This is a genomic window from Kribbella kalugense (assembly GCF_004365875.1).
GTDB lineage: Bacteria > Actinomycetota > Actinomycetes > Propionibacteriales > Kribbellaceae > Kribbella > Kribbella kalugense.
On sequence record NZ_SODF01000001.1, the window covers coordinates 694,887 to 718,887 of the forward strand.

The 24,001-nt window shown below is 67.8% G+C and carries 20 protein-coding genes; 16 read left to right on the forward strand and 4 right to left on the reverse strand.

Translation table 11 applies throughout. The features are described from left to right. Window positions 1-38 precede the first annotated feature (38 nt). From EV650_RS03290 to EV650_RS03315, 6 genes are all read left to right on the forward strand, one after another. Complete coding sequence (locus EV650_RS03290) at window positions 39-2,066, forward strand: HelD family protein (protein ID WP_134115177.1); 2,028 nt, start codon at window positions 39-41, stop codon at window positions 2,064-2,066. A 26-nt stretch (window positions 2,067-2,092) separates the two neighbouring features. Next, window positions 2,093-3,358 (forward strand): hypothetical protein, encoded by a 1,266-nt coding sequence (locus EV650_RS03295; protein ID WP_134115179.1) that lies wholly within the window; start codon window positions 2,093-2,095, stop codon window positions 3,356-3,358. Window positions 3,359-3,425: 67 nt separating this feature from the next. Continuing rightward, window positions 3,426-4,913 carry a glucose-6-phosphate dehydrogenase gene (locus EV650_RS03300; RefSeq protein ID WP_202874347.1) on the forward strand — a complete coding sequence of 496 codons (1,488 nt, stop codon included), beginning with the start codon at window positions 3,426-3,428 and terminating at the stop codon, window positions 4,911-4,913. Between the two features lie 89 nt (window positions 4,914-5,002). Further along, window positions 5,003-7,486, forward strand: coding sequence for a X2-like carbohydrate binding domain-containing protein (locus tag EV650_RS03305; RefSeq protein WP_134115181.1), 2,484 nt, complete (start codon window positions 5,003-5,005; stop codon window positions 7,484-7,486). A 154-nt stretch (window positions 7,487-7,640) separates the two neighbouring features. Then, a complete protein-coding gene (locus tag EV650_RS03310) occupies window positions 7,641-8,582 on the forward strand; it encodes a GTP-binding protein LepA (protein WP_238174003.1) in 942 nt (313 codons plus the stop codon). Between the two features lie 10 nt (window positions 8,583-8,592). Continuing rightward, window positions 8,593-9,186, forward strand: coding sequence for a TetR/AcrR family transcriptional regulator (locus EV650_RS03315; RefSeq protein WP_134115183.1), 594 nt, complete (start codon window positions 8,593-8,595; stop codon window positions 9,184-9,186). Window positions 9,187-9,203: 17 nt separating this feature from the next. Here the strand turns inward: EV650_RS03315 and EV650_RS03320 are convergent, their stop codons facing one another. Then, entirely contained in the window at window positions 9,204-10,004 is an 801-nt protein-coding gene (locus tag EV650_RS03320; RefSeq protein WP_134115185.1) for an NPP1 family protein, read from the reverse strand. A 225-nt stretch (window positions 10,005-10,229) separates the two neighbouring features. Between EV650_RS03320 and EV650_RS03325 the strand changes: the two genes are divergently transcribed. Further along, complete coding sequence (locus EV650_RS03325) at window positions 10,230-10,508, forward strand: hypothetical protein (protein ID WP_134115186.1); 279 nt, start codon at window positions 10,230-10,232, stop codon at window positions 10,506-10,508. Here EV650_RS03325 and EV650_RS03330 read toward each other — a convergent pair. Beyond that, window positions 10,473-11,351, reverse strand: coding sequence for a helix-turn-helix transcriptional regulator (locus EV650_RS03330; RefSeq protein ID WP_134115188.1), 879 nt, complete (start codon window positions 11,349-11,351; stop codon window positions 10,473-10,475). The two genes, EV650_RS03325 and EV650_RS03330, sit on opposite strands and share 36 nt — an antisense overlap. A gap of 16 nt (window positions 11,352-11,367) precedes the next feature. Beyond that, window positions 11,368-11,532, reverse strand: a complete 165-nt coding sequence (locus EV650_RS40235; protein ID WP_166678001.1) for a hypothetical protein — start codon at window positions 11,530-11,532, stop codon at window positions 11,368-11,370. A gap of 163 nt (window positions 11,533-11,695) precedes the next feature. Between EV650_RS40235 and EV650_RS03335 the strand changes: the two genes are divergently transcribed. The 3 genes from EV650_RS03335 (at window position 11,696) to EV650_RS03345 (ending at window position 15,192) form a co-directional block, all read left to right on the forward strand. Next, window positions 11,696-13,084, forward strand: coding sequence for an MFS transporter (locus EV650_RS03335; RefSeq protein WP_238174004.1), 1,389 nt, complete (start codon window positions 11,696-11,698; stop codon window positions 13,082-13,084). 63 nt (window positions 13,085-13,147) lie between these two features. Continuing rightward, window positions 13,148-13,918: an SDR family NAD(P)-dependent oxidoreductase gene (locus tag EV650_RS03340; RefSeq protein ID WP_134115190.1), complete on the forward strand. Its 771-nt coding sequence runs from the start codon at window positions 13,148-13,150 to the stop codon at window positions 13,916-13,918. Then, window positions 13,915-15,192: a wax ester/triacylglycerol synthase domain-containing protein gene (locus tag EV650_RS03345; RefSeq protein WP_166678002.1), complete on the forward strand. Its 1,278-nt coding sequence runs from the start codon at window positions 13,915-13,917 to the stop codon at window positions 15,190-15,192. Before EV650_RS03340 ends, EV650_RS03345 begins: the two co-directional genes overlap by 4 nt. Here EV650_RS03345 and EV650_RS03350 read toward each other — a convergent pair. Next, window positions 15,148-16,338 (reverse strand): PucR family transcriptional regulator, encoded by a 1,191-nt coding sequence (locus tag EV650_RS03350; RefSeq protein ID WP_134115194.1) that lies wholly within the window; start codon window positions 16,336-16,338, stop codon window positions 15,148-15,150. The genes EV650_RS03345 and EV650_RS03350 overlap by 45 nt on opposite strands. A 130-nt stretch (window positions 16,339-16,468) precedes the next feature. Between EV650_RS03350 and hpnC the strand changes: the two genes are divergently transcribed. From hpnC to ispH, 6 genes are read left to right on the forward strand one after another with little or no spacing between them, the layout of a single operon-like run. Next, complete coding sequence (gene hpnC / locus EV650_RS03355) at window positions 16,469-17,314, forward strand: squalene synthase HpnC (RefSeq protein ID WP_238174005.1); 846 nt, start codon at window positions 16,469-16,471, stop codon at window positions 17,312-17,314. Then, the gene (locus tag EV650_RS03360) at window positions 17,311-18,174 is read left to right on the forward strand and encodes a squalene/phytoene synthase family protein (RefSeq protein WP_134115196.1); all 864 of its coding nucleotides are present in this window, start codon (window positions 17,311-17,313) and stop codon (window positions 18,172-18,174) included. The genes hpnC and EV650_RS03360 overlap by 4 nt, the downstream gene beginning before the upstream one ends. Beyond that, entirely contained in the window at window positions 18,171-19,562 is a 1,392-nt protein-coding gene (gene hpnE, locus EV650_RS03365) for a hydroxysqualene dehydroxylase HpnE (protein WP_134115198.1), read from the forward strand. The genes EV650_RS03360 and hpnE overlap by 4 nt, the downstream gene beginning before the upstream one ends. Next, the gene (locus EV650_RS03370; RefSeq protein WP_305000018.1) at window positions 19,559-20,599 is read left to right on the forward strand and encodes a polyprenyl synthetase family protein; all 1,041 of its coding nucleotides are present in this window, start codon (window positions 19,559-19,561) and stop codon (window positions 20,597-20,599) included. Before hpnE ends, EV650_RS03370 begins: the two co-directional genes overlap by 4 nt. Then, window positions 20,596-22,509: a squalene--hopene cyclase gene (shc, locus tag EV650_RS03375; protein WP_202874349.1), complete on the forward strand. Its 1,914-nt coding sequence runs from the start codon at window positions 20,596-20,598 to the stop codon at window positions 22,507-22,509. Before EV650_RS03370 ends, shc begins: the two co-directional genes overlap by 4 nt. Continuing rightward, on the forward strand, window positions 22,506-23,999 hold the full coding sequence (gene ispH / locus EV650_RS03380; RefSeq protein ID WP_134115200.1) for a 4-hydroxy-3-methylbut-2-enyl diphosphate reductase: 1,494 nt from the start codon (window positions 22,506-22,508) through the stop codon (window positions 23,997-23,999). Before shc ends, ispH begins: the two co-directional genes overlap by 4 nt. The last annotated feature ends 2 nt before the right edge of the window (window positions 24,000-24,001 follow it).

Below are 24,001 nucleotides of genomic sequence, written 5' to 3' on the forward strand. Positions count from 1 at the left end.
GGGGCGGGACCCAGCTCACGATTCGAGGCTGCTCACCCATGGCCGAAACAGAACTTGAGGCCGAACGCGCTTTCCTGACAACTGCCCACAGCGCCCTGCGCCGGATGTACGCCGAGGTCGTCGACCGCGACGTCCAGGTCATCGGCGGCGAGGACAACGACGAACGCTTCACCAACGAGGCCAACCAGCGGGCCAAGGAGATGCGTACCCACGCTCTCGTCGACCTGCCCGACGTACCGCTGTTCTTCGGCCGGCTCGGCTACGAGCACGGCACGATCCAGGACATCGACCAGATCTACATCGGCCGCCGGCACGTGCACGACGGCAGCGGCGTACCGCTGGTGATCGACTGGCGGGCACCGGTGTCGGTGCCGTTCTACCGGGCGACGAACAGCGATCGGCAGCGGGTGCTGATGCGCCGCCGGTACGGGTTCTCGGACCACGCCGAGCTGACCGGGTTCGAGGACGAGTCGCTGACCGCGGCCGTGGCGACGGATCAGGCGGACGTCTTCCTGCGGGCCGAGATCGAGCGGCCGCGCACCGGTCCGATGCGCGACATCGTGGCCACCATTCAGCCCGAGCAGGACGATCTCGTCCGGGCGCCACTGCATCCGAGCGTGTGCGTGCAGGGTGCGCCTGGCACCGGCAAGACCGCGGTCGGACTGCACCGCGTCGCGTACCTGCTCTACACCGAACGCGAGCGACTCGGCCGCGGCGGTGTCGTCATCGTCGGACCGAACCGTTCGTTCCTCTCCTACATCCGCAAGGTCCTGCCCGCGCTCGGCGAGGTCGACGTCCGGCAGATCACCATCGACGAGCTCCTCACCCGGCCGACCACGGCGACCGACGAGCCGGAGGGGGAGCGGCTGAAGGGCGACGCCCGGATGGCCGACGTACTGCGGCGTGCGTTGTGGTCGTACGTCGGTACGCCGACCGAGGGAGTCCTTTACAGCAAGGGATCCCGGCGTTATCGCGTCCACGACTACGAGGTCGTGAACATCGTGTCGGACCTGCGTGAATCCACTCGCTACGCGCCGGGCCGGAACGCTCTCGCGCAGCGGATCGCGCACGTCGTCCTGGTCCGGATGGAGGAGCGGGCCGAGTCTCCGGACGACCGCGTCCAGAACGCTGTCGCCCGTTCGAAGCCCGTGAAGGACGTGCTCGACTCGGTCTGGCCCCGCGTCGTACCCGAGCAGGTCCTGCACCGGCTCTTCTCGAACGCGGACTTCCTCGCCCACGCCGCTGCGGCGCTGACAGATGAGGAGCGTACGGCGCTGTTGTGGGACAAGCCGGCGCGGTCGTGGAAGTCGGCGAAGTGGTCGTTCGCCGACAACGTCCTGCTTGATGAGCTGGAGGACCTGATCGAGCGGCGTACCGGATCGCTCGGTCACCTCGTCCTGGACGAGGCGCAGGACCTCTCGGCGATGCAGCTGCGGGCACTGGGTCGGCGATGCCGGACCGGTTCGGCCACGGTGCTCGGTGACCTCGCGCAGGCGACGACGGCGTGGGCTGCGGGCTCCTGGGACCTGGTGCTCGGTCATCTCGACAAGACCGACGGCGTGGTGGCCGAGCTCGACCGCGGCTTCCGGGTGCCGGAGCAGATCATCAACTTCGCCGCGAAGCTGTTGCCGGAAATCGCCCCGACGCTGAGCACGCCGAGCGGGGTCCGCACGGTCGCCGACGCGTTGAGCATCGTCTCGGCCACCGAGTCGACGTTCGCCGACGAGGTCGTCGCCGCCTGCCGGTCCGCGCTCGCCGGCGAAGGATCGGTCGCCCTGATCGCAGCCGACGACCAGGTCGGCCGGCTCCGGGACGCGATCGCCGCCGCCGGTCTCGAGGTCGCACTGATCGGCGAGACCGAGGACGAGATCGACACCGTCCGCCTGGTCTGCGTGCCGGCCACCCTGGCCAAGGGCCTCGAGTTCGACGCGGTCATAGTCGCCGAACCCGCCCACATCGTCGCCGCCGAACCCCGAGGCCTCCACCGCCTCTACGTCGTACTGACCCGAGCCGTAAGCCGCCTCCAAATCATCCACGCCGACCCCCTGCCAGGAGCCCTGGGCTGATCCCCTAGCGCCGTTATCGTGGCGCGATGAAGCTCTTCGTGGTGGTCCTGATCGTGCTCGGCGCGGCCGGGATCACTTGGGGCATCGTCGCGCTCGTACGGCGGCAGCGGTACATCGACTCGTTGCGGAAGCGGGGCTGGAACTTCGTCAACAGTCCGACGTTCGACGCCGTGGCCCGGTTGAGTAATCCGCCGTTCGGGCTCGGGTTTGTTCGGAAGCCTGACGACCAGATCACCGGGCTGACCGCGGTCGGGCGGCCGTTCCAGGTGATCGAGTACAGCTCCGCGCACTGGTCGGGGTGGGTCGGCATGGTGACGCTGTCGCGCCGGCTTCCCGAGTTGTGGATCACCGGCGGCGACACCAAGCCGCGGTACGGCGTCCTTGCCCACGCCGTGCCTGCTCCGGCGCAGCTTGGTCCGGGCTGGCAGGTCGGCGTACTCGATCCTGCTTTTGCGGCTGAGGTACTGACTCCGCAGGTGTCATCGCAGCTGACTGCCTTCGCCGCCGGACAGGCGGGAGTGAACGTCTGCATCGACGGCGATCAGCTTGTCGTGCTCAATCCGCCGCGTGAGAAGCCGGACCTGCTCGCGCCGTGGCTGGAGCAGCTCGGTGCCATCGCGGCGGCGATCGACGCGACGCCGCTCGACCACTGGATCCAGCCCGAGGTGCCGCCGCGGCTGACCTTCTATCACCACCCGGACTGGTACTGGATCGGTGTCGACGACAGCCTGCTGGAGTTCACGCCGGTGGCCCGCGGCGGTCACGGCCACAGCACCAGCGAGGTGATCCGCGGCCGGGACGGCGACGGGCCGCCGTTCGTCGCGTTCACGCATCACTGGAAGACGACGCGCACCGAGACCTACACCGACAGCGAGGGCCGGACGCAGACCCGGACCGTGACAGAGAACCACAGCGAGCCGATCCTCGGGTTCCAGCTGCCGGTCCGGATGCCGCGGCTGCAGGTCGGGCGGAAGAGCTTCGGCAATCGCGGGATCAGCTTCGAGAGCCAGGCGTTCAACGACAAGTTCGCCGTCCACGCGCAGGACACGAAGTTCGCATACGACGTGGTCCATCCGCGCCAGATGGAGTACCTGATGGCGAATCCGCCGGCGGCGTTCCGGATCGAGGAGGGCTGGGCCTGGTTCTCACCGGGCGTGCACAGCCAGCCCGCGATCGCCCACAGCTCCGATTTCCTCCGCGGCTTCCTGTCCCGGGTCCCGCGCTTCGTCTGGCGCAATCTCGGCCTGCAGGACTCGCCCTACCCAGCAGTCGAGATAACCCGCGTCCAGTAAAAGGGAATGCGGTTACCCTCGGCGCGGTTGCTTCTGTGGGTGTGGCTCCACGGATGAGCCACCAGTTTTGGGAGGCATCATCACTACGCATGCGGCCCTGCTGCCGGTCGAGGAACATTCGGCGGGTGCAGGTCAACATACCGGCCAACGAACCCTGGTCATCTTCGGCGCCAGCGGCGATCTGAGCTCACGGTTGCTGCTGCCCGGTCTGGGCAGTCTCCTCGCCGGACAGCGCGCGACCAGCGTGCGGATCATCGGCACCGGGCGGTCTCCGCTCGCGGCGGACGAGTGGACGGACCGGGTCCGATCTGCTTTCGCGAGCGTAGCGAGGGAATCAGACGGCACTGCCGCGACCCGTGGCGAGATCGGTCCCGTGGCGGCGGAGACCCTCGCAACGACGGAGTACGTCGCCGGTGACCCGACGGACACCGATCACTTGCGTGCGCTGCTCGAGCTCGCCGGTCCGGCCCCGGTCCTGTACTTCTCGCTGCCGCCGGCCGTGACCACCGCGATCGTCGCAAAGCTCCGCGAGGTCGAGCTGCCGGAAGGGACCGAGCTGGCGTTCGAGAAGCCGTTCGGCACCGACGCCGCGTCCGCGGCCGCGCTGAACCAGCTCGTCGGCTCGTTCATCCCCGAGGAGAACGTGCACCGCGTCGACCACTTCCTCGGCCGGACCGCGGTCCTGAATCTGATCGGCCTCCGTTTCGCCAACCGCCTGTTCGAGCCGGTGTGGAACGCCGAGCACATCGAGAGCGTCGAGATCGTGTACGACGAGACGCTCGGGCTCGAGGGACGCGCGCAGTACTACGACAACGCGGGCGCGCTCGTGGACATGATCCAGAGCCACCTCCTGCTCGTCCTCGCGCTCCTCGCGATGGACGCCCCCGCGACGATGGACGCGGTCGAGGTCCGCAGCGAGATGGCCCGCGCACTCCGCAGTACCCATCTCTACCGAGGCTCCGCGATCGAGGCCGGCCGGCGGGCGCGCTACACCGCGGGGATCGCCGACGATCGCGTGGTTCCGGCGTACGCCGATGAGGCCGGTGTGGACCGGGACCGGGCCACCGAGACGCTCGCCGAGGTGACCGTCGAGCTGGACACGAACCGCTGGGCCGGCGTCCCGTTCACGCTGCGATCGGGCAAGGCGCTCGGGGTCGCGCGCAAGGAGATCGTGATCAAGTTCAAGCCGCTGCGGCACCTGCCGTCCGGCCTGAACGGCGCGCGCGACGGCGAGACGCTCCGCATCGGTCTGAACCCGGGCGAGCTGTCCCTGTCCGTCCCCGCGCTCGGCGTCGACGGCCCGTACACGATGGGCCAGGTCTTCCTCGACGCGACGCTGCCGTCGTCCCCGGTCCTGCCGTACGGCGAGGTGCTGAGCGGCATCCTCCGTCGCGACCCGCTCCTCTCGGTCCGTGGCGATGTGGCCGAACGCTGCTGGGAAATCGTCGAACCTGTCCTGACCGCTTGGCGTGCGGGTGAGGTCCCGTTGGAGGAGTACGAAGCCGGCTCGGATGGCCCGGCGGACTGGCAGGAGAGCACCGAATCGGCGGCCTGATTCCACCAGTTTTCGGGTTGAATCTTGACAAGGTTAAGTAATAGTTCCAATATCCTATCCGATTCGGTTCTCTCAGAGAGGTCACCGCCATGACCAGATCCGTTCGGAAGAGGATGTCCCGTGCCGTGCTTGTGGGCTTGGCTGGTGCCGGGCTGCTCGCGACCGGTCTGACGCCAACGTCTTCCGCCGTACCGCCACCCCAGAAACCAACCGTGCAGGCAGCGGCGACCCCCAAAGTGCAGACCGCCGCGGCCACGGACCTGCTGTCCGGGCCGGCGGGGGACAAGGCGCTGAAGCCGTACATGGGCTGGAGCAGCTACAGCAACCAGGTCTACAACCCGAACGGCGGCAGCTGGATCACGGCGGCCCAATTGATCGCGCAGTCCGACGCGATGCACTCCAAGCTGCAGAAGTTCGGGTACAACTACATCAACATCGATGCCGGCTGGAACGACGGGGTCGACGCCTACGGCCGGCCGACGCCGAGCAAGAAGCTGTACCCGAACGGGTTCCAGGCGGTGGTCGACCACATCCACGCCAACGGCCAGAAGGTCGGCCTGTACTCGATCCCCGGCATCAGCCAAGCGCTGATCGACGCGAACCTGCCGGTGTACGGCGCTCCGGAGTGCAAGACTGGTGACCTGCCCGTCCGGCCGCTGCAGAAGGCGGACTACTGGGGTATCGGCTTCCGCCTCGACTTCTCCAAGCCCTGTGCGCAGAAGTACATCGACTCGATCGCGGACCTGTTCGGCTCCTGGGGCCTGGACTTCCTGAAGTTCGACAGCGTCACGCCGGGCTCGGGAGTCAGCGACCTCTCGCTGGACGCCCGCGACGACGTGAAGGCCTGGTCGCAGGCGCTCACCAAGCACAAGATCTGGCTCGAGCTGTCCTGGGCGGTCGACATCAACTACGCCGACACCTGGAAGCAGTACGCGAACGGCTGGCGGATCGAGTGGGACGTCGAGTGCTACTGCACCGGGGTCGCGTACACGAGCTGGCCGAACATCAACCGGTTGTTCCCCAAGCTGGCCGACTGGTGGCGCTACGCCGGGCCGGGCGGTTGGAACGATCTCGACTCGCTCGACGTCGGCAACGGCCAGATGGACGGTCTCACCAAGGACGAACGGCGTACGGCGGCAACGCTGTGGGCGGTCTCGGCGGCGCCGATGTACATCGGCAACGACATGACCAAGCTGGACTCGTACGGTCTCTCGCTGCTGACCAACCCTGAGGTGATCGGGGTCAACCAGGCCGGTCGTCCGGCGCAGCCGGTGTCGACGAAGACCAACCGCCAGGTCTGGTACTCGCTCAACCCGGACAACAGCTACACCGTTGCCCTGTTCAACCTCGGCCAGACCGACGCCGACATGACGGTCAACTGGTCCGACCTCGGTCTGACCGGAGCCGCGAAGGTGCGGGACCTGTGGGCGCGCAAGGATCTCGGTCAGTTCGCGAGCGGCTTCACCGGGAAGGACATCCCGATCCACGGGGTCCAGCTGCTGAAGGTCACACCGCAGAAGGGTTCCGCGATCCGCGTCAACGACGACGACCTGCGGGTGTCGTACGACGGCGCGTGGCAGCGCAACAACAACTTCGAAGTACCCGCGGTGTCCGAGCCGCTGACCGTCGCGGTCACCGACTCCAGCCAGGCCAAGACCGCGGATGTGGGCTCGCGGACGATGGAGATCAACAACGACAACTCGCAGATCGTCTACACCGGCTCGTGGAGCCAGAGCACGGGTCGCGGTCTCGGTGACTACAAGGACGATGTGGCCTGGACGGAGACCGACGGCGACTCGTTCTCGTACAACTTCGTCGGGACCGGCGTCGACTACGTGACGGAGACCGATCCGGGGCAGGGCGACGTCGACATCTACATCGACGGTCAGTTCAAGCAGACCGTGAGTACGTACCTGGATCCGTCGCAGGGACACAACAAGCCACAGCAGGTCGTCTACAGCGTTTCGGACCTGCCGAACGGCTCGCACACGATCCGCGCGGTGAAGAAGTCCGGTCAGTTCATGCTGCTCGACAAGCTGAACATCCGGCAGGAGAGTCTGCTGAACCCGGACAGCGCGACCTTCGACAAGGGTGCGCCGGCGGATGTCAGCGTGCAGATCGGCCGCGAGCCGGGCGAACTGGCGGGCATCTCGAAGGCCGGTCAGGATCTGGTCAAGGGCACCGACTACACCGTCGCTGGCAACGTGGTGACGGTCAAGGCGGCGTACCTCGCGGCGCAGGCGGTGGGCAGCGTGGCGCTCGACTTCCGGTTCCGGGGTGACTACCGCGACGACATCCACGCGGCCCAGGCGAACGGCGCGGCGGTCAGCTTCACCTTCACCGGGACCGGCGTCGGGTGGAGTACGGCGCTCGCTCCGGACCAGGGCAACGCCGACGTCTACATCGACGGCAAGCTGGTGAAGCGGGTCAACCTGCACGGCGACGCGCGGCTGACCAACCAGCAGGTGTTCAACGCGACCGGTCTGAAGAACGCCCAGCACACGCTGCGGATCGTCAAGGTCGACGGCGACGTACTGCGGAACGACGCGATCAGCTACACGATGGCGAAGTAACACTGCGCTTCGGCGGGTGGTGGTCTGGTGACCGCCACCCGCCGTTGTGTTGTCCGGCTCACAGCCTCTGACTGACTGATCAGTCAGTTACCTTGTTAGGCTTACCTCTCGGGGGATCGAGTTGGCATCCCTGTCGAACGAGTGAGGTGCCGCCATGTCGATGAGGTCGTTGAGCAACATCACCGCTCCGCTCCGGCGAGGCCGCCGGCGGGAAGACTCCCGGCTGGCCGACCATGTCGACCGGCTCGGCGAGGAGCACCCGCCGATCCCGCTCGAGAGCGTCGACTACACGATGAAGAAGCCGAATCTGCTGGCCGAGCGGTTCGGGTCGGTGCTGGCGTACATGACCCGGGTCGAGCTCGAGGTCGAGCGGAACGTGCTCGAGCTGAACATCCTGCTGCCGGATCCGCCCGAGGTCGACCGGCGGTTCTACGCCGACGTGTGGATGCCGCAGGAGACCCGGCACGGGTTGATCCTGGACAAGATGCAGCAACTGGCCGGCATCGTGCCGCACGAGGCGAACCTGACCGATGTCGACTTCAAGCTCAAGCTACTCGGTGCCCTCGGCAAGGTTCCCGGCGTGCAGGACATCAGCCGGATGCTGTACTACCTGACCGGGCTGGCGACCGAGCGGTCCGCGGTCCTTGCCTACAACAAGCTTCATACCGGGCTGATCGAGCTCGGCGAGCGCGCCATCGCCGCAACGGTGGTCGCACCGATCAAGCGCCAGGAGCCAGGCCACTTCGCCTACTACCAGATGGCCGCCCAGGAGCTCTGGGGGCAGCTGTCCGGTTGGCAGCGGTGGCTGACCCGTTCGCTGCGGAAGCGTACGTTCGAGGTGGTCGGTGCGTACAACAAGCGGCAGGTGACCGAGTTCGGCGACGTGATGGACGCGCTCGAGGTCAGCAGGGGTGGCGAGGCCGATCTGCGCGACTACGCGCGGCAGGTCGGGCGGGCCGAGTACGAGCTGATGTTCGCGGAACGGCACGGGTTGCGAGTCCCGGACTACGTCTTCAAGTCCCTGCGGCGGGCTGCCGAGCTCGCCGCCGAGCGGAAGGGTGAGACCTGGCCCGCGGCCGAACCAGCCCCATTATGAAGGCCACAGCATGACTGCTCCCGCGCACGCGCGGCACACCAAGCGGCAGGTCATCATCGAGACCGCCGAGCGGCTGTTCGCCGAGCACGGGTACGACGCCACCTCGACGGCCCGGATCGCGCACGAGGCCGGCGTACCGTCCGGGCTGGTGTTCTACCACTTCGCGACCAAGCTCGACTTGCTGCTCGCGATCGTGCAGGAGCGTCCGGCGCCGAGCGAGGTACTGCGGTCGGCCGCTCGAGGCCGGACGGTACGACGGCGGTTGAAGGCGATCGTGGCCACGATGGCCGAGGAACTCGAGCACGATCGTGCGGCCCGGATCATCGTGTTCCGGGAGGCGCAGGGCCGCCCGGAGATCGCTGAGCGGGCGGCGGAGCTGTTCGCGGAGGCGACTGAGACCGTGGCCGACGTACTGGGTGGGGCCGAGGATGTGGTCGCCGATCCGGACCGGGTGCAGAGTGCCGCGGAGCTCGTGGTCAGCCGGGTCTTTCTCGATACCGTCGCGCTGGGTCAGGCCGACACCGCGGCCACGCGGCACGCGGCGATGATCGACCTGATCGCCGACTCGTTGACGACACCGGACGGCGGGCACGCTCAGGACTGAGCGCGCCCGCCTTGTAGTTAGGCCCAGGGGTCGAACGGGATCCCGGACGGCTTGGACGCGTTCAGCAGGTTGCGGAAGCGGTCGTCCTTGTCGGTGATCTTGATGGTGGCCGAACCGAAGTCGGCGTTCATCAGGGTGTCGCGCAGGGACGTGCTCGGGTAGCCGTCCCAGCCGACCAGCGGCGGGTAGCGCCAGTTGTGGTAGTGGTTCTCCGGCGGCTCGTCGTTGGTGTTGGCCAGCCGGAAGTAGTGCGTGCTCGCGCCGTCCTTGTGGTAGACGACCTTCGGGTGCGATCCCTCGAACAGGACCTGCGAGCGGGTGTAGGTGACCTGGCTCGAGTGCTGGGTCGTGGTGACGTACTCGACCTGGTTGGACGCCTGGTTGATCCAGGAGATGACGTGCTCCCAGTCGTGCCGGTGGCCGCCGAGGCTGCTGCCGGGCAACGCCTGGTCCTTCTCGAAGTAGCTGGCGTAGACGACCGCGCACCAGCCGTTGTTGCACTTCTCCCGGGAGTAGGTCTGGGAGTTGTCGAGGTCGGACTGGTCCCGGCAGTTGCCGTTCAGGGCGCCGGTCGGGTTCAGGCCGGGGTTGAGCGTGCCGTCGGCGCCGATGGCCGGGGTGGCGTAGCAGCCGTCGGTGTCGTAGTCGTAGGCCGGTGAGAACGACTGCTCGTACCCGTCGGCGTTCTGCGGCAGGTTGGGCGGCGGCTCGGCGAACGCGAAGGCGGCCGAGGTGACCATCAGCGCGCTGGTTCCGAGGAAGACGCCGAGCAGCCGGCGCAAGCGCCGGGGTCGACGAGGTGGGGCGGAATCTTGCATCGATTGCTCCTTCGAGACTTAGTTCAGGGCGGAAAGGAACGACACGACAATGCCAGCCCCGATGCACCAGCGCATATACGTCACGTGCCTACAGATTGACGGTCTGTGAACAGCCGGAATTCGTGGCTGCAGGGTCTCGTATAGGTAGTGCACAGTGGGGTCTGACACCTGGCCGGCTGGGGATGCTGAGGAGCGAACGGCAGGTGGTTCCTGGGGAGGAACGCTGTGCCTTTTGAGGAGAAGGTTGTGCTGACGGACGTACGTCAGCCGCCGCCTGCTTTGCCCGACGGGTCGATGCCGACGTACGGCGGTCACGCACTACACGGATCGGCCGCCGGCGGGACACCCCTGTCGCCGTTCGGCTGGGGCCGCGACATGACCTACTTCGACCAGACTGCCCGCACACCGACGCACACCAGCCGTGTGCTCCCGTTCATCGCCTTCCTCGTCCTGTACGGCGGAATCGTCTCAGCCCTCCTGGCCACCCTCGCCGTTCGCGCCTAGCGAGGCGGGTGCTGTCCAGCTGCCGAGGATGCTCATGGCTTCGGCGGTCGGTGATCCTGGTTCGACGGTGTAGACGAGCATGACCAGTCCTGGGTCGGTGGACAGTTCGAAGGACTCGTAGCCGAATTCGAGGTCGCCCACGATCGAGTGGGTCAGGAGCTTGGCGCCGGACCGGTACCGGAACACGTCGTGGTTTGCCCACAAGATCCGGAACTCGTCGCTCTGGGTGGACAGGGTCCCGACGATGTTGATGAGTTCTTTGTCGTGGGGGTCGTGTGCGGTGGCAGCGTGGAGGAGTGCGACGACGTTGTGTTTGGCGGTCGCGAAGTCGCGGTGGAAGTCGGCGGCCTGGGCGTTGAGGAACAGGTAGTGGGCGTAGTTGTAGTGGTCTTGCGAGCCGTTGTCGGGCAGTGAGTACAGGGCGCGTCCGATGCGGTTGGACGCGAGCCGGTCGAGGCGGGCGTTCTGGACGAAGGCCGGTGTGTCGATCGAGTCGAGGACGCGCTGGATGCCGGGCCGGATCGTCGTACGGCGGGGCTTTCGGGTGCGGGCCGGGCGGTGTCGGGTGAGTTCGACGAGGTTGAGGAGGTGGTCTCGTTCGTCGTCGTCGAGTTGCAGGACGCGGGCGATGGCTTCGATGACTTCGCGGGAGGCGCCGGCCATCTTGCCGCGTTCGAGCCTGGCGTAGTAGTCGGTGCTGACGCCGGCGAGTTGGGCGACTTCTTCGCGGCGCAGGCCGGGGACGCGGCGTTTGCCGCTGTAGAGCGGTACGCCGGCCTGTTCGGGAGTCAGGTTGGCGCGCCGTGAGGTGAGGAAGCTGCTGATCTCGGAGCGCGGATCCATGGCATCTACTCTAGGTTCACAGGTTGGTCTGGGCTTCGAGGAAGTCGGGGTAGCGGCCGCCTGCGATGGTGATCGCGGCGGACGCCTCGATCAGGTCGATCAGCTCGGGCGAGTAGCCGACATGGATGCTTGTCTCCTCCGTAGCGGTGTGGTGCCTGCACTGTTCGACGTCAGGAGACACGTGTCAGCTGCAACAGGACCTGTCAGACCACGTCTCAGCAGGTCCTTCCGCGCTCGCGCGGGACCAGGAATCGTTGTCGGCATCGTCATGGTTACGCTCGGCCTTGGGACACTGCTGGTCATGGCGCGCCTGTCAGCCTCCAGATCCCCGCAGGAGAACCACGATGGCCAGCCCTGGATCGATGACACCGCTGGTCGCCGCCGCGGCTCCTGATGCGCCGCACGCCCGGATCGTCGTTGCGATCGCGTCGCTGGGGTTCTTCCTGATCACGCTCGACATCTCGATCGTCAACGTCGCGCTCGCCCAGATCAGGACCGAGCTCGGCGGTGGTACGACCGGACAGCAATGGATCATTGACGGCTACACCCTGCTGTTCGCGGCGCTGCTGCTGTTCGCCGGCAATCTCGCCGACCGCATCGGAGCCAAGACGGCGCTGTCGGCCGGCATTCTCGGCTTCGGACTCGCCTCTGCCGCCTGTGCCGCCGCGCCCACGATCGAAGCATTGGTCGCTGCCCGCGCCGCCCAAGGCGCAGCCGCGGCCATCATGCTGCCCGCATCCATGGCCCTGGTCCGCGAAGCCTTCCCCGATCCCCGTCGCCGCGCCACCGCGCTCGGCATCTGGGCCGTCGGCGGTGCCGTTGCCGGGCTCATCGGCCAGCCGCTCGGCGGACTGCTCACCACACTGGACTGGCGCTGGGTCTTCACCATCAACCTGCCCGTCTGCGCGGCCATGATCGCCTTCCTCACCGTCGTGGCGGCCCCACCGACCCGGCGGGCGCCTTTCGACTGGGCCGGGCAGATCCTCGCCGTCATCGCCCTGGCCGGCCTCGTCTACGGCCTCATCGAAGGCGGTCACCGCGGCTTCACCCAGCCCACCGTGATCGCTTCCCTCGGACTCGCTGCGGTCACCCTCGCAGGCTTCCTGCTGATTCAGGCTCGCGTCCGGCACCCGATGATGCCGCTCGACCTGTTCCACGCCCACGGCTTCCGGCTCGCTCTCCCGGTCGGATTCGCGTTCATGGTCGGCAACTACGGCAACGTGTTCGTCGTCAGCCTCTTCCTGCAGCAACACCTCGGACTGACCCCACTCCACGCCGGCCTGGTGTTCCTGCCATCGGCCTTCTTCGCCATCGCGGGCAACCTCGCCAGCGGACCCGTCACCAACCGATTCGGCGCCCGCGTGCCCGTCGTCGCCGGACTCCTGTCGATGACCGCCGGCCTCATCGCCCTGCTCCTCACAGCACCACTCGGATCACCGGTCATCACCGCTCTGTGCGTCATCCCGATCGGCGCCGGCGGCTCCCTCGCCATGCCCTCTGTCACCAGCGTCGTCCTCGAAGGAGTCCCCGCCGAGCGCGCCGGGACCGCCAGCGCCGTCTTCAACACGTTCCGTCAGATCGGCGGAGCGGTCGCCATCGCCGTCTTCGGCGCTCTCATCGCCAACCCCGGCACCTTCCTCACCGGCCTGCGGATCAGCCTCGCGTCTGCAGCGGCCCTCCTGCTGCTCGCAGCACTCAACAGCACCCGGATCCGCGCGCACCTGACCGACTAGTTGCTGTCGGCATCTGGTGATGGGGTAATGCTGGTAGGACAAGGCCAAGCAACCGGAGGTGCGATGCGACTGGATGGGAAGGTCGTGCTTGTCACCGGTGGGTCGGCGGGGATCGGGGCGGCTGTTGCCGAGCGGCTTGCGGCGGCGGGTGCTCGGGTGGTGGTGCATGGGCGGGACTCGGGACGGACCGCGGCTGTCGCTGCGCGGGTTGGGGGAGCGGCGGTGCTGGGCGATCTCTCGACGCCCGGAGGGGCCGCTGAGGTCGCGGCGGCGGCCGTCGCCGTGCACGGTCGCGTCGATGTTCTGGTCGCGAATGCTGGGCTTGGGTGGTCGGGGCCGTTCGTGGAGATGCGGGATGACGAGATCGATCGGTTGGTTGCGGTGGATCTGGTGGCGCCCTTGCAGTTGGTTCGTTGTTTGCTGCCGGGCATGGTTGAGCGGGGCAGCGGGCACATCGCGCTCGTCGGGTCGATTGCGGGGCGTACGGCGGTTGCCGGTGAGGCCGTGTACGCCGCCACGAAAGCCGCGCTGGATGTCTTCGCGGAGAGCCTTCGACTGGAGGTTCGTGGTAGTGGTGTATTCGTGAGCATGACCATCCCAGGCGTCGTGGACACCGGCTTCTTCACCGCCCGCGGCCGACCGTACGACCGCAAGCGTCCGCGCCCGCTGCCCGCATCCGACGTCGCGCAGGCCCTGGTCGATGGCATCACCAACGATCGCGCGGAGACGTGGATCCCCGGCTGGCTCCGTATCGCACCCGTCGTACGCGCACTCGCTCCCGGGCTCTATCGACGGCTGTCGGCACGCTTCGGCGAGCAGGTGATGCCACGGTGAAGGGCATCGTCGTACCGTCGGCTGACGCGTTCTTCCTGCACATCGAGCGTACAGGCGCCGCTCAGCACGTCGGCGGAGTCGTGGTGCTCGAACCCTCCGACCAGCGGCCGTCGATCGACGAGGTACGGGCGCTCGTTGCCAAGGGATTCGCCCAGCTGCCGCGGATGCATCAGCGCCTCGCGCAGGCGTCCCGCTGGCGTCGGCCGCGCTGGATCGAGGCCGAGCACGTGGACCTCGACTGGCATGTGATCGAGCACCAGTCGACCAACGGCTGGGCCGGGCTGACTCGGTTCGTCGGCGACCTGGCCGAGCAGCCGATGCCGCGAGACCGGCCGATGTGGCGGATCGCGATGGTGCGCGACATCGGCCCGGATGGTGCCGACGCACTCGTCGTGCTGGTCCACCATTCGATTGCCGACGGCATCGGAACGGTGCTGCAGACGTTCAGCATGTTCGAGCCCGCGCCGATGCTCACCATGCCGTCGGGCAAGGCTCCCGGACGGCTGGCGCGGGCCGCGGCCGTGACCGTCGGACTTGCCCAGCTCGCGACCGACGGCACCGCCACAAGGTTGCCGTCGGCCTCGCTGCGCCGCGACTTCGGCGTCGCCGACGTCGAGCTTGACGTCGTACGACGGGCCGCGGTGGCGCACGGCGTCCGGGTCACGGACCTGTTGATCGCCTTGCTCGCCGACAGCCTGTACGCCGTGGCGCCCGAGCTCGCCCGGTCGGTCGGCGGACAGCTGCGGTTCTCGATCACCACGATGGTGCGGACGCCGGACAGCGCGGCCGAGGGCAATGCGACCGCGGCGATCATGGTCGAGGTGCCGATCGACGGTCGTCCGTTCGACGAGCTGCTCGCCGAGGTGTCGGCCCGGACGAAGCGTCGGTTGCGCCGGCCGACCCGGGCGTTGGCGTCCCGGTTCGTGATGACGCCCGGGCTGCGGATCGTGCCGGAGCCGTTCGTGCGGTGGTTCGCGCCAACCGTCTACGGGGACCGATTCCTGCATGCCGTGGTGTCGAACATGCCCGGTCCGACGAACCAGATGTACTTCGCCGGCGTACCGCACCACCGCGTGTACCCGATCCTGCCTTTGGTGCCGGGGACTCCACTCGCCGTCGGGGCGCTCAGCTGGACAGGCGTTCTGGGCATCGGGTTGGCAACCGATCCGCAGCTCGTCGACGGTCCGGCGCTGGCGACCCAGCTGAACCAGTCGCTGGCACGGCTGCGCTCAGGGACCCGCCCACTCGAGGGCGAGGAAGAGGCGAGCGCGTGACTCGGGGTCGTCCAGGCGGTCGCCGTACAGGGCTCTGAGCCGCGCCATCCGGTAGCGGACGGTCTGTGGGTGGATGCTCAGCTCGTGGGCGATCGCCTGCCGGTCACCGAAGTGCCGTAGCCAGCTGGCCAGCGTTTCCGCGAGCCGTTCGCGGGCGGCCTCGGTCTCGCCGGCGAGCGGCGCGAGCATCTCCTCGCGCAACGCCGCGACCAGCGCCTCGTCCCGCCAGACGATCAGCGCGTCGAGATGCTCGTCGGCAAACACGGGATCATCGGTGAGTACGCCGGTGTTCCGCAGCCGGACCGCGATCCGGGCGATCTCCAGGCTGCGCGGGAGTTGGGCCAACGCCACCGAGTTGCCGACCACTGCACCCATGCCGGCCAGCTCCCGGCTCAGCTGGAGGCGGCGACCCGGACCGGACGGTTCCGGAACGATCGCACCGACCACGACCGCGTTGCGGCGGATCGGCAGCGCGCCCGGCTCAAGCCGCGCGACGAGTGTCCCGGACGGTTCCTGGTCGCTGTCGCCGTAGATGACGACTGCGGCCGTTGCTGGGATGCGCCACGCGGCCTGCTGAGCGGCGGTCCGGATCGCCTCGGTGCCGGCCCGGCCGGACAGCAGCAGGTTGGCGAGGTCCTCGCGGCGGCGTTCGCGCGCCATTGCGTCGTCGATCTGCTCTTGCAGATAGCCGTTTGCTGCGGAGAAAGACAGTTGGTTGACGAACACAAATACCGAGTCGGCCAAGGCGGCGAGGTTGTCGGGCGCGAAGTCCAGGCGCAGCGCGGTCGCGGCAACATGCCGCCAGGCGACTCGTGCTCCGAGCTGGAACGCGGTGAGCAGCCGGGTGAGGTCGTTGCCCTCCCGCAGTTGGAGACGGCCGATCTCCTCGAAGACCCGCCGTACGGTCTCGTCGGCGCTCTCGAACATGGTCTGCTCGGGGCTTTTCAGGTTGGCGATCGACATGTCCAGCAGCCGGTGCACGAACAGCTCGGCAGGCTTGACGACGGCGTCCCGGTCGGTGTCGAGGAAGGCAGCGTAGTCCGGCCAGTGCTCGGCCAGCCGGTCCCGCACCTCGGCGACCAGATCAGGCAGCCCTTTGATCAGGGCAGTCTCCAGCCGAGCGCGGTCAAAGGTTCCGATGGTCATGCGGAGAACTCCCACGCGTTCCACTTGGGGAACTTCATCGGGGCAACTGTAACTCCGTGACAAGTTTTGCCGCCGCGAATGTTCGTAATGGGGGCAGAGTTGGCATGAAACCGCTTCCCATCATGGAACTGTGCATCCAGACGGACTGCAGAACGTCGCAACGGATCGGCAACTGGGCAGAAGGGAGCACAGCGAGAACTTCCCCGTAGCACTGAAGTTGCTACCAGCCGCTCATCGAGAGGCGCTGCACGCTGTCTACGGTTACGCCCGGACGGTCGACGAACTGGGCGACAGTTACACCGGCGACCGTACGGCGGCCCTGCGCGCGTTCATGGTCGATCTCGACCGCATCTGGGCCGACGAGGAGCCCGACCATCAGGTACTGCGCCGCCTCGGCCCGGTCGTCCGGCAGCACGACCTGACCGCCGATCCCTTTCACCACTTGATCCAGGCCAATCTCCAGGACCAGACGGTCACGCACTACCGGACCTTCGAGGACCTGCTCGGCTACTGCCGGCTCTCCGCCGATCCGGTCGGCCGGATGGTGCTCGGCGTCTTCGACGTCCACGATCCCGAGACCGAGCATCTGTCGGACCTGGTGTGTACGGCGTTGCAGTTGGTCGAGCACTGGCAGGACGTGGCCGAGGACTGCCGGGCCGGGCGGATCTACCTGCCGCAAGAGGACCTGACGACGTACGGCGTTGCCGAGACGGATCTCGATCAGCGGGAGGCGACAGCACAGTTGCGGGACTTGATGAATTTCGAGACTGCGAGGGCCGCGAAGATGCTCGACGAAGGGGCGGCGATCGTCCGGCGATTGCACGGCTGGGCTCGGATCTCGGTGGCCGGGTTCGTGGCCGGCGGTCAGGCGACGGTCCGCGCGTTGCGTCGTACCGGCGGCGATGTGCTGGCGCAGCAAGCGCGGCCGTCGAAGGTCGACACAGTGCGGCTGCTGGTCAAGGCGGTGGCGCGATGACGGTTGCGGATGCGTACGCCGCTTGCCTGGACATCACCCGGACCGAGGCGCGCAACTTCTACTACGGCATCCGGCTGCTGCCTCCGCCGAAACGGAACGCGCTCTCGGCGCTCTACGCACTGGCTCGACGGATCGACGACATCGGCGACGGCGATCTGCCGCTGGAGGAGAAGCGCACCGCGCTGGCCGGAGTTCGCAAGGATCTCGGTCGGCTCGACGACCTCGACGAGCCCGTGTACGTCGCGGTTGCGGACGCGGCCCGTCGATATCCGGTGCCGCTCGGCGCGTTCGAGGAACTGGTCGCGGGTGTCGAGACCGACCTGACGGACGTTCGGATCGCCGACTTCGACGAGCTGGTCGTGTACTGCCGGCGGGTCGCCGGTTCGGTCGGGCGCCTGTGCCTGTCGATCTTCGGGCCGACCGGCGACGCCGACTTCGAGACGCTGTCCTTGTACGCTGACCAGCTCGGGATCGCGTTGCAGCAGACGAACATCCTCCGCGACATCCGCGAGGACCTGACCAACGACCGGATCTACCTGCCGGCCGACGAGCTGGAGCGCTTCGGCGTCCGGATCGAACTCGACGAGCACGGCAACCTCGACGATCCGCAGGGCCGGCTGGCTTCCTACATCCGGTTCGCGACCGGCCGGGCGCAGGACTGGTATTCGCTCGGCTGGCGGCTCCTGCCGTACCTGGACTGGCGCAGCGGCGCGTCCTGCCGGGCGATGTCGGGCATCTACCACCACCTGCTCCGCCGGATCGGCGCGAACCCAGTGCTGGTGTACGACCAGCGGCTGTCGTTGTCAGCGGGGGAGAAGGCACAGGTGGCGCTCGCCTCACTGGCCGGAGCTCGCTCATGAGAAGGGTTGCTGTCGTAGGAGGTGGTCTCGCGGGGATCACCACAGCACTCCGGTTGGCGGATGCGGGGTGTGCGGTCGTGCTGCTGGAGGGCCGGCCGAAGTTGGGTGGGCTGACCCATTCGTTCGAGCGGGACGGGCGGTGGATCGACAACGGGCAGCACGTGTTCCTCCGGTGCTGTACGTCGTACCTGGGGCTGCTCGATCGGCTGGGGGTGCGGGATCAGGTGCACCTGCAGCCGAGGCTCGACGTACCGGTGCGGAGTGGGGTGCACCCCGGTGTGGGACGGATCCGGCGGAACGGGATGCCGGCGCCGTTGCATCTCGGGCCGGCGTTGGCGACGTACCGGTGGCTCAGTGTCGGGGAGCGGGTTGCCGCCGTCCGTGGTGCGTTGGCGATGGGGCGGGTGGATCGGACTGCGGCGGAGACGGATGCGCAGTCGTTCGGGGGTTGGCTGGCTGCGCACGGGCAGGATGCGCGGGCGGTGGAAGCGCTCTGGGAGTTGATCGGGATCGCCACTCTCAATGCGCGTGCGGACGACGCGTCGCTGGCGGTGGCGGCGACTGTGTTCCAAGTCGGTTTGCTCGAGAAGAGTGATGCTGCGGATATCGGTTGGTCGTTGGCGCCGTTGCAGCAGTTGCACGGCGAGGCCGCTGCGCATGCACTGACGGCTGCGGGGGTCGGGGTTCGGCTGCGTGCTCGCGTCCGCGGGATCGAGGCGGTCGACGGCGGATGGACGATCGAGGGGGAGAGGTACGACGACGTCGTACTGGCGGTGCCTCCGGCTGAGGCCGCGGGGCTGCTGCCGGACGGTGCGGTGGATTTGCCGGCCGGGTGGGCGGAGGCACTCGGCAGCTCTCCGATCGTCAACGCACACGTGGTTTTCGACCGGATGGTGCTCGACGAACCGTTCGTTGCCGGCGTCGACAGTCCACTCCAGTGGGTCTTCGACCGGACCGTCCAGAGCGGCGGTGGCGATCGAGATGAGCAGTACATCGCGGTGTCGCTGTCGGCGGCGGACGAGTTGATCGACACCCCGGTGGCCGAACTGCGCGACGTGCTGGTGCCTGCCCTCCGGCAGCTGCTTCCGGCGGCTGCCGACGCGCATGTGAAGGAGTTCTTCGTGACCCGAGAGCGACAAGCCACCTTCCGGCCGGCCCCAGGCTCCGGCCGGTTCCGTCCCGGCGCGACCACAGCACTCCCGGGACTCCACCTCGCCGGCGCGTGGACCGCGACCGGCTGGCCCGCCACGATGGAAGGCGCCGTCCGCAGCGGCGAGGCCGCGGCCGCCTCCGTCCTGCACGCCCCGGCGGCCTTGCCGTCCTCCGCGCCGTCACCCTCTGCGGCGCCGTCGGCGTCGGCCCTGTCGTCGAAGGACGTGGTCTCGTGACAGCGATAGAGCGGATGCCTTCGGCAACTAACGTGCTTGATCTGCTGGCCCGTGGCCGGGAGCTGGTCGACCCGTCGCTCCGGGAAGCGGTGGATCGGCTCGACGAGCACAGTCGACTGGTCTCGTCGTACCACTTCGGCTGGTGTGACGAAGAGGGACGGCCGACCGGCGCGAACTCCGGCAAGGCGATCCGTCCCGGACTGACCCTGCTCGTCGCCGAGGCGGTCTGCGGTTCGCCCGAGCCAGCCGTGCCCGGCGGAGTCGCAGTGGAGCTGGTCCACAACTTCTCCCTGATCCACGACGACCTGATGGACCGCGACACGCAGCGGCGCCATCGTCGTACCGTCTGGGCGATCTGGGGCGACGCCACCGCGGTCCTCGTCGGCGACGCTCTCGCCTGTCTCGCCGACGAGGTGCTTGCCGAGTGCAACTCGCCGTACGCCGTCCATGCCGGACATGCACTGGCCGTCGCCACCCGGGAGCTGATCCGCGGACAGGTCCTCGATGTGGCGTTCGAACGCCGCGAGACGGTCAGCCTGGCGGAGTGCGTGGACATGGCTTCCGGGAAGACCAGTTCGTTGCTCGGGGCATCGGCAGAGCTCGGCGCGATCCTGGCCGGTGCTGATTCGGCGACGCGTGCGGCCTTCCGGACGTACGGCTGGGAGCTCGGTCTCGCGTTCCAGCTTGTCGATGATCTGCTCGGCATCTGGGGAGCGCCGGAGAAGACCGGCAAGCCCGTGTTCTCCGACCTGGTTGCCCACAAGAAGACGCTGCCCGTCGTTTGGTCCCTTGAGTACGGCGGTACGCACGGCCGCGAGCTGGCCGCCTGGTTCGCGGAGCCGGGTACTCCATCCGAGGACGACGTACGGCGGGCCGCCGTACTGGTTGAGAATGCGGGCGGTCGGGAGTGGGCGTTGGCGGAGGCTGAGGAGCGAGTGCGGAAGGCCGGGAAGGCGCTCGACGCTGCCGGGATTGCGCCGGCCAATCGGGATCAGCTGGATCAGTTGGCCCAGTTTGTCGCGGAGCGGCAGCTGTGACGGCGGAGCGGGTGGCGGATGAGGAACGGTCCGATGTCCGTGCGTCCGAGTGCCTTGATGCGGCGGTCGAGTACCTGCGCTCGCTGCAGCACGATGACGGTTGGTGGAAGGGTGATCTGGCAACGAACGTGACGATGGACGCTGAGGACCTGATGCTGCGGCACTTCCTCGGCGTGGCGACGGCGCAGACCGATGCGGAGACTGCTCGGTGGATCCGTTCGCAGCAACGCGACGACGGGACCTGGGCGACGTTCCCGGGTGGACCTGGTGAATTGTCTACAACCGTCGAGTCGTGGGTCGCGTTGCGGATGGCGGGCGACGATCCGGCGGCGCCGCACCTCGTGAAGGCGGCCGAGTTCATCCGTTCCGCGGGTGGCGTCGAGAAGGCGCGGGTGTTCACGCACATCTGGCTCGCGTTGTTCGGTCTGTGGAAGTGGGACGACTGCCCGGATCTGCCGCCGGAGCTGATCTTCCTGCCGAGCTGGGTGCCGCTGAATGTCTACAACTGGGCGTGCTGGGCCCGGCAGACGATCGTCCCGTTGACCATCGTGAGCGCACATCGCCCCGTGCGTCCGGTTGCCTTCGGCATTGATGCGCTTCGGTCTGGTACGACGGCTGGGCGGCCAGCGGGATCGTTGACCGTTGAGGGTGCGTTCCAGCGGCTGGACGTCGTACTGAACGCGTACTCGCGGTGGGGACCGCGGGGACCGTTCAAGGGGTTGCGTCAACTGGCGATGCGTCGGGCGGTCGAGTGGATCGTGGCTCGGCAGGAGGCCGATGGCGGGTGGGGTGGGATTCAGCCGCCGTGGGTGTATTCGTTGATCGCCCTGGATCTGATGGGCTACGCGATCGATCATCCGGTGATGGCGGCCGGGTTGCAGGGGCTCGAAGGGTTCACTGTGCACGCGGAGACGGATGACGGGCCGGTGCGTTGGCTGGAGGCTTGTCAGTCGCCGGTGTGGGATACCGGTCTGGCGGTGGGTGCGTTGATGGACGCGGGCGTCGAGCCGGACGACAAAACGGTGCTCAAGGCAACGGATTGGTTGTTGGCCGAGCAGATCCATGCGCCTGGGGACTGGCAGGTGCGGAGGCCTGGGTTGGTGACGGGCGGGTGGGCGTTCGAGTTCGCGAACGACGGGTATCCGGACACCGACGACACGGCGGAGATCGTCCTCGCGTTGCGGCGGGTGGATCATCCCGAGCCCGGTCGGTTGCGGAAGGCGTTGGACGATGCGGTCGCTTGGACGACTGGGATGCAGTCGGCTGACGGTGGTTGGGGTGCGTTCGACGCCGACAACACCGACACGACGCCGTTGAAGTTGCCGTTCTGCGATTTCGGCGCGGTGATCGATCCGCCGTCGGCTGATGTCACCGCGCATGTCGTGGAGATGTTGGCGGCCGAGGGTCGGACTGATTCCGAGGAGTGCCGGCGGGGAGTGCGGTGGTTGCTCGACTCGCAGGAGAAGGACGGATCGTGGTTCGGCCGCTGGGGGACGAACTACGTGTACGGCACGGGTGCCGTCGTACCGGCGTTGATCGCGACCGGGATGTCTGCGGGCGATCCGGTGATCCGGCGGGCGGTGCGGTGGGTGGAGGAGCATCAGAACGCGGACGGCGGGTGGGGTGAGGACCTGCGCTCGTACGTCGATTCGTCGTGGATCGGTCGCGGCGACTCGACTCCGTCACAGACCGCTTGGGGGCTGCTGACGCTGCTGGCTGCGGGGGAGCAGAGTGAGGCGGTACGGCGGGGAGTCGGGTATCTCGTTGACACACAGCGGGTCGATGGCGGGTGGGACGAGCATCGGTACACGGGCACGGGGTTCCCGGGCGACTTCTACATCGGTTATCACCTGTATCGGTTGGTGTTTCCTATCTGGGCCCTCGGTCGCTACCTGGGGAGAAACCGATGACCGTCTGCACCCCGCTGTACGCCGAATGGCTCGCCCTCCGCGGCAAACTCACCACACCAGTAGTCCGCACCGGCCGATCGAAGGGCACGCCAATCCAAGGCCCGCTCCTCATCGCAGGACTCGCCGGCGCTCTCACCGATGACATCGCCCCAGGCGACCTGGTCGTCGCAAGCGAGATCCGCTACTCCGGACGGACTGTCCCGCGCGATGAAGGCGGTGGTCAGGCGGGGCGGGTGGTGGAGAGTTTTGCGGCTGGGTTGGTGGCGGGGGAGTTGCGGCGGCTTGGGTTGACTGTTCATGTCGGGCCGATTGTTACTACCGATCACGTCGTCGAGTCTGCGGCTGAGCGGGCCGCGTTGGCGGCGACTGGAGCCATTGCCGTTGACACCGAATCTGCTCTGCTGGCGGGCGACGACGGGCAGACGATTGTCGTCAGGGCGATTGTTGACAATCCGACGCAACCGCTCAAGCGACTGGGTATGCCTGCTCGTGGTCTCAAAGCACTCGCCCAACTCCGCCGAGCAGCCCCAGCTATCAACGCCTGGTCCGCCGCAACCGCCGAACGTGAGCTGCTTCTCGCCGGTCCCCGCTCCTTCTGTGCCGGCGTAGAACGCGCCATCGAAACCGTTGAGCGTGCCCTCGACCGCTTCGGCGCTCCGGTCTACGTCCGTCGTCAGATTGTCCACAATCGTCACGTCGTACAAGATCTCGAGCGCCGCGGCGCAGTCTTCGTCGAGGAAGTAGACGCAGTCCCCGACGGCAGCCTCCTGGTACTCGCGGCTCACGGCGTCGCCCCCGCCGTACGCGCGCAAGCAGCAGAGCGCCACCTCCGCGTTATCGACGCCACCTGCCCCCTCGTCGCCAAGGTCCACCACGAGGTACGCCGGTACGCCGCGCGCGACCGCACCGTCATACTCATCGGCCACCCCGATCACGAGGAAGTGGTCGGCACGATGGGTGAGGCGCCGGACCACGTGATCGTCGTCGCCGGCCCAACCGAGGCCGAGACCGTGCAGGTCCCCGACCCGACAAAGGTCGGCTACGCCATGCAGACCACGCTCGCCGTCGAAGAGGCCACCGAAACAGCCGCCGTACTGCGCAGACGCTTCCCGACGCTGACCGGTCCACGCAGAGACGACATCTGCTACGCGACCAGCAATCGTCAGGCCGGCGTTCGCGAGATCGCCGAACAGTCGGACCTGGTGATCGTGCTGGGTTCGCAGAACTCCTCCAACTCCCGGCGGCTTGCCGAAGTCGCCGAGGCCGCAGGCACCCCCGCAGTACTCGTCGACGACGCGAGCGAGGTCGAGCTGGACCGGCTGGCCGGCGCCCGCCGGATCGGCATCACCGCAGGAGCGTCGGCGCCGCCGGCGCTCGTCGACGAGTTGGTCCGGTGCCTGTCCGGACTGGGACCGGTGTCCGTCACCGAGAACGGGACGCTGACCGAGGACGTCCGCTTCGCGCTACCGAAAGAGGTGAGTCAGCCGTGAGC

Excerpts from the sequence above, each read along its gene's own strand:
- EV650_RS03290 (WP_134115177.1), top strand. The coding sequence starts at position 39 with ATGGCCGAAACAGAACTTGAGGCCGAACGCGCTTTCCTGACAACTGCC.
- EV650_RS03295 (WP_134115179.1), top strand. The coding sequence starts at position 2,093 with ATGAAGCTCTTCGTGGTGGTCCTGATCGTGCTCGGCGCGGCCGGGATC.
- EV650_RS03305 (WP_134115181.1), top strand. The coding sequence starts at position 5,003 with ATGACCAGATCCGTTCGGAAGAGGATGTCCCGTGCCGTGCTTGTGGGC.
- EV650_RS03310 (WP_238174003.1), top strand. The coding sequence starts at position 7,641 with ATGTCGATGAGGTCGTTGAGCAACATCACCGCTCCGCTCCGGCGAGGC.
- EV650_RS03315 (WP_134115183.1), top strand. The coding sequence starts at position 8,593 with ATGACTGCTCCCGCGCACGCGCGGCACACCAAGCGGCAGGTCATCATC.
- EV650_RS03320 (WP_134115185.1), bottom strand. The coding sequence starts at position 10,004 with ATGCAAGATTCCGCCCCACCTCGTCGACCCCGGCGCTTGCGCCGGCTG.
- EV650_RS03330 (WP_134115188.1), bottom strand. The coding sequence starts at position 11,351 with ATGGATCCGCGCTCCGAGATCAGCAGCTTCCTCACCTCACGGCGCGCC.
- EV650_RS03335 (WP_238174004.1), top strand. The coding sequence starts at position 11,696 with ATGGCCAGCCCTGGATCGATGACACCGCTGGTCGCCGCCGCGGCTCCT.
- EV650_RS03340 (WP_134115190.1), top strand. The coding sequence starts at position 13,148 with ATGCGACTGGATGGGAAGGTCGTGCTTGTCACCGGTGGGTCGGCGGGG.
- EV650_RS03350 (WP_134115194.1), bottom strand. The coding sequence starts at position 16,338 with ATGACCATCGGAACCTTTGACCGCGCTCGGCTGGAGACTGCCCTGATC.
- EV650_RS03360 (WP_134115196.1), top strand. The coding sequence starts at position 17,311 with ATGACGGTTGCGGATGCGTACGCCGCTTGCCTGGACATCACCCGGACC.
- hpnE (WP_134115198.1), top strand. The coding sequence starts at position 18,171 with ATGAGAAGGGTTGCTGTCGTAGGAGGTGGTCTCGCGGGGATCACCACA.
- ispH (WP_134115200.1), top strand. The coding sequence starts at position 22,506 with ATGACCGTCTGCACCCCGCTGTACGCCGAATGGCTCGCCCTCCGCGGC.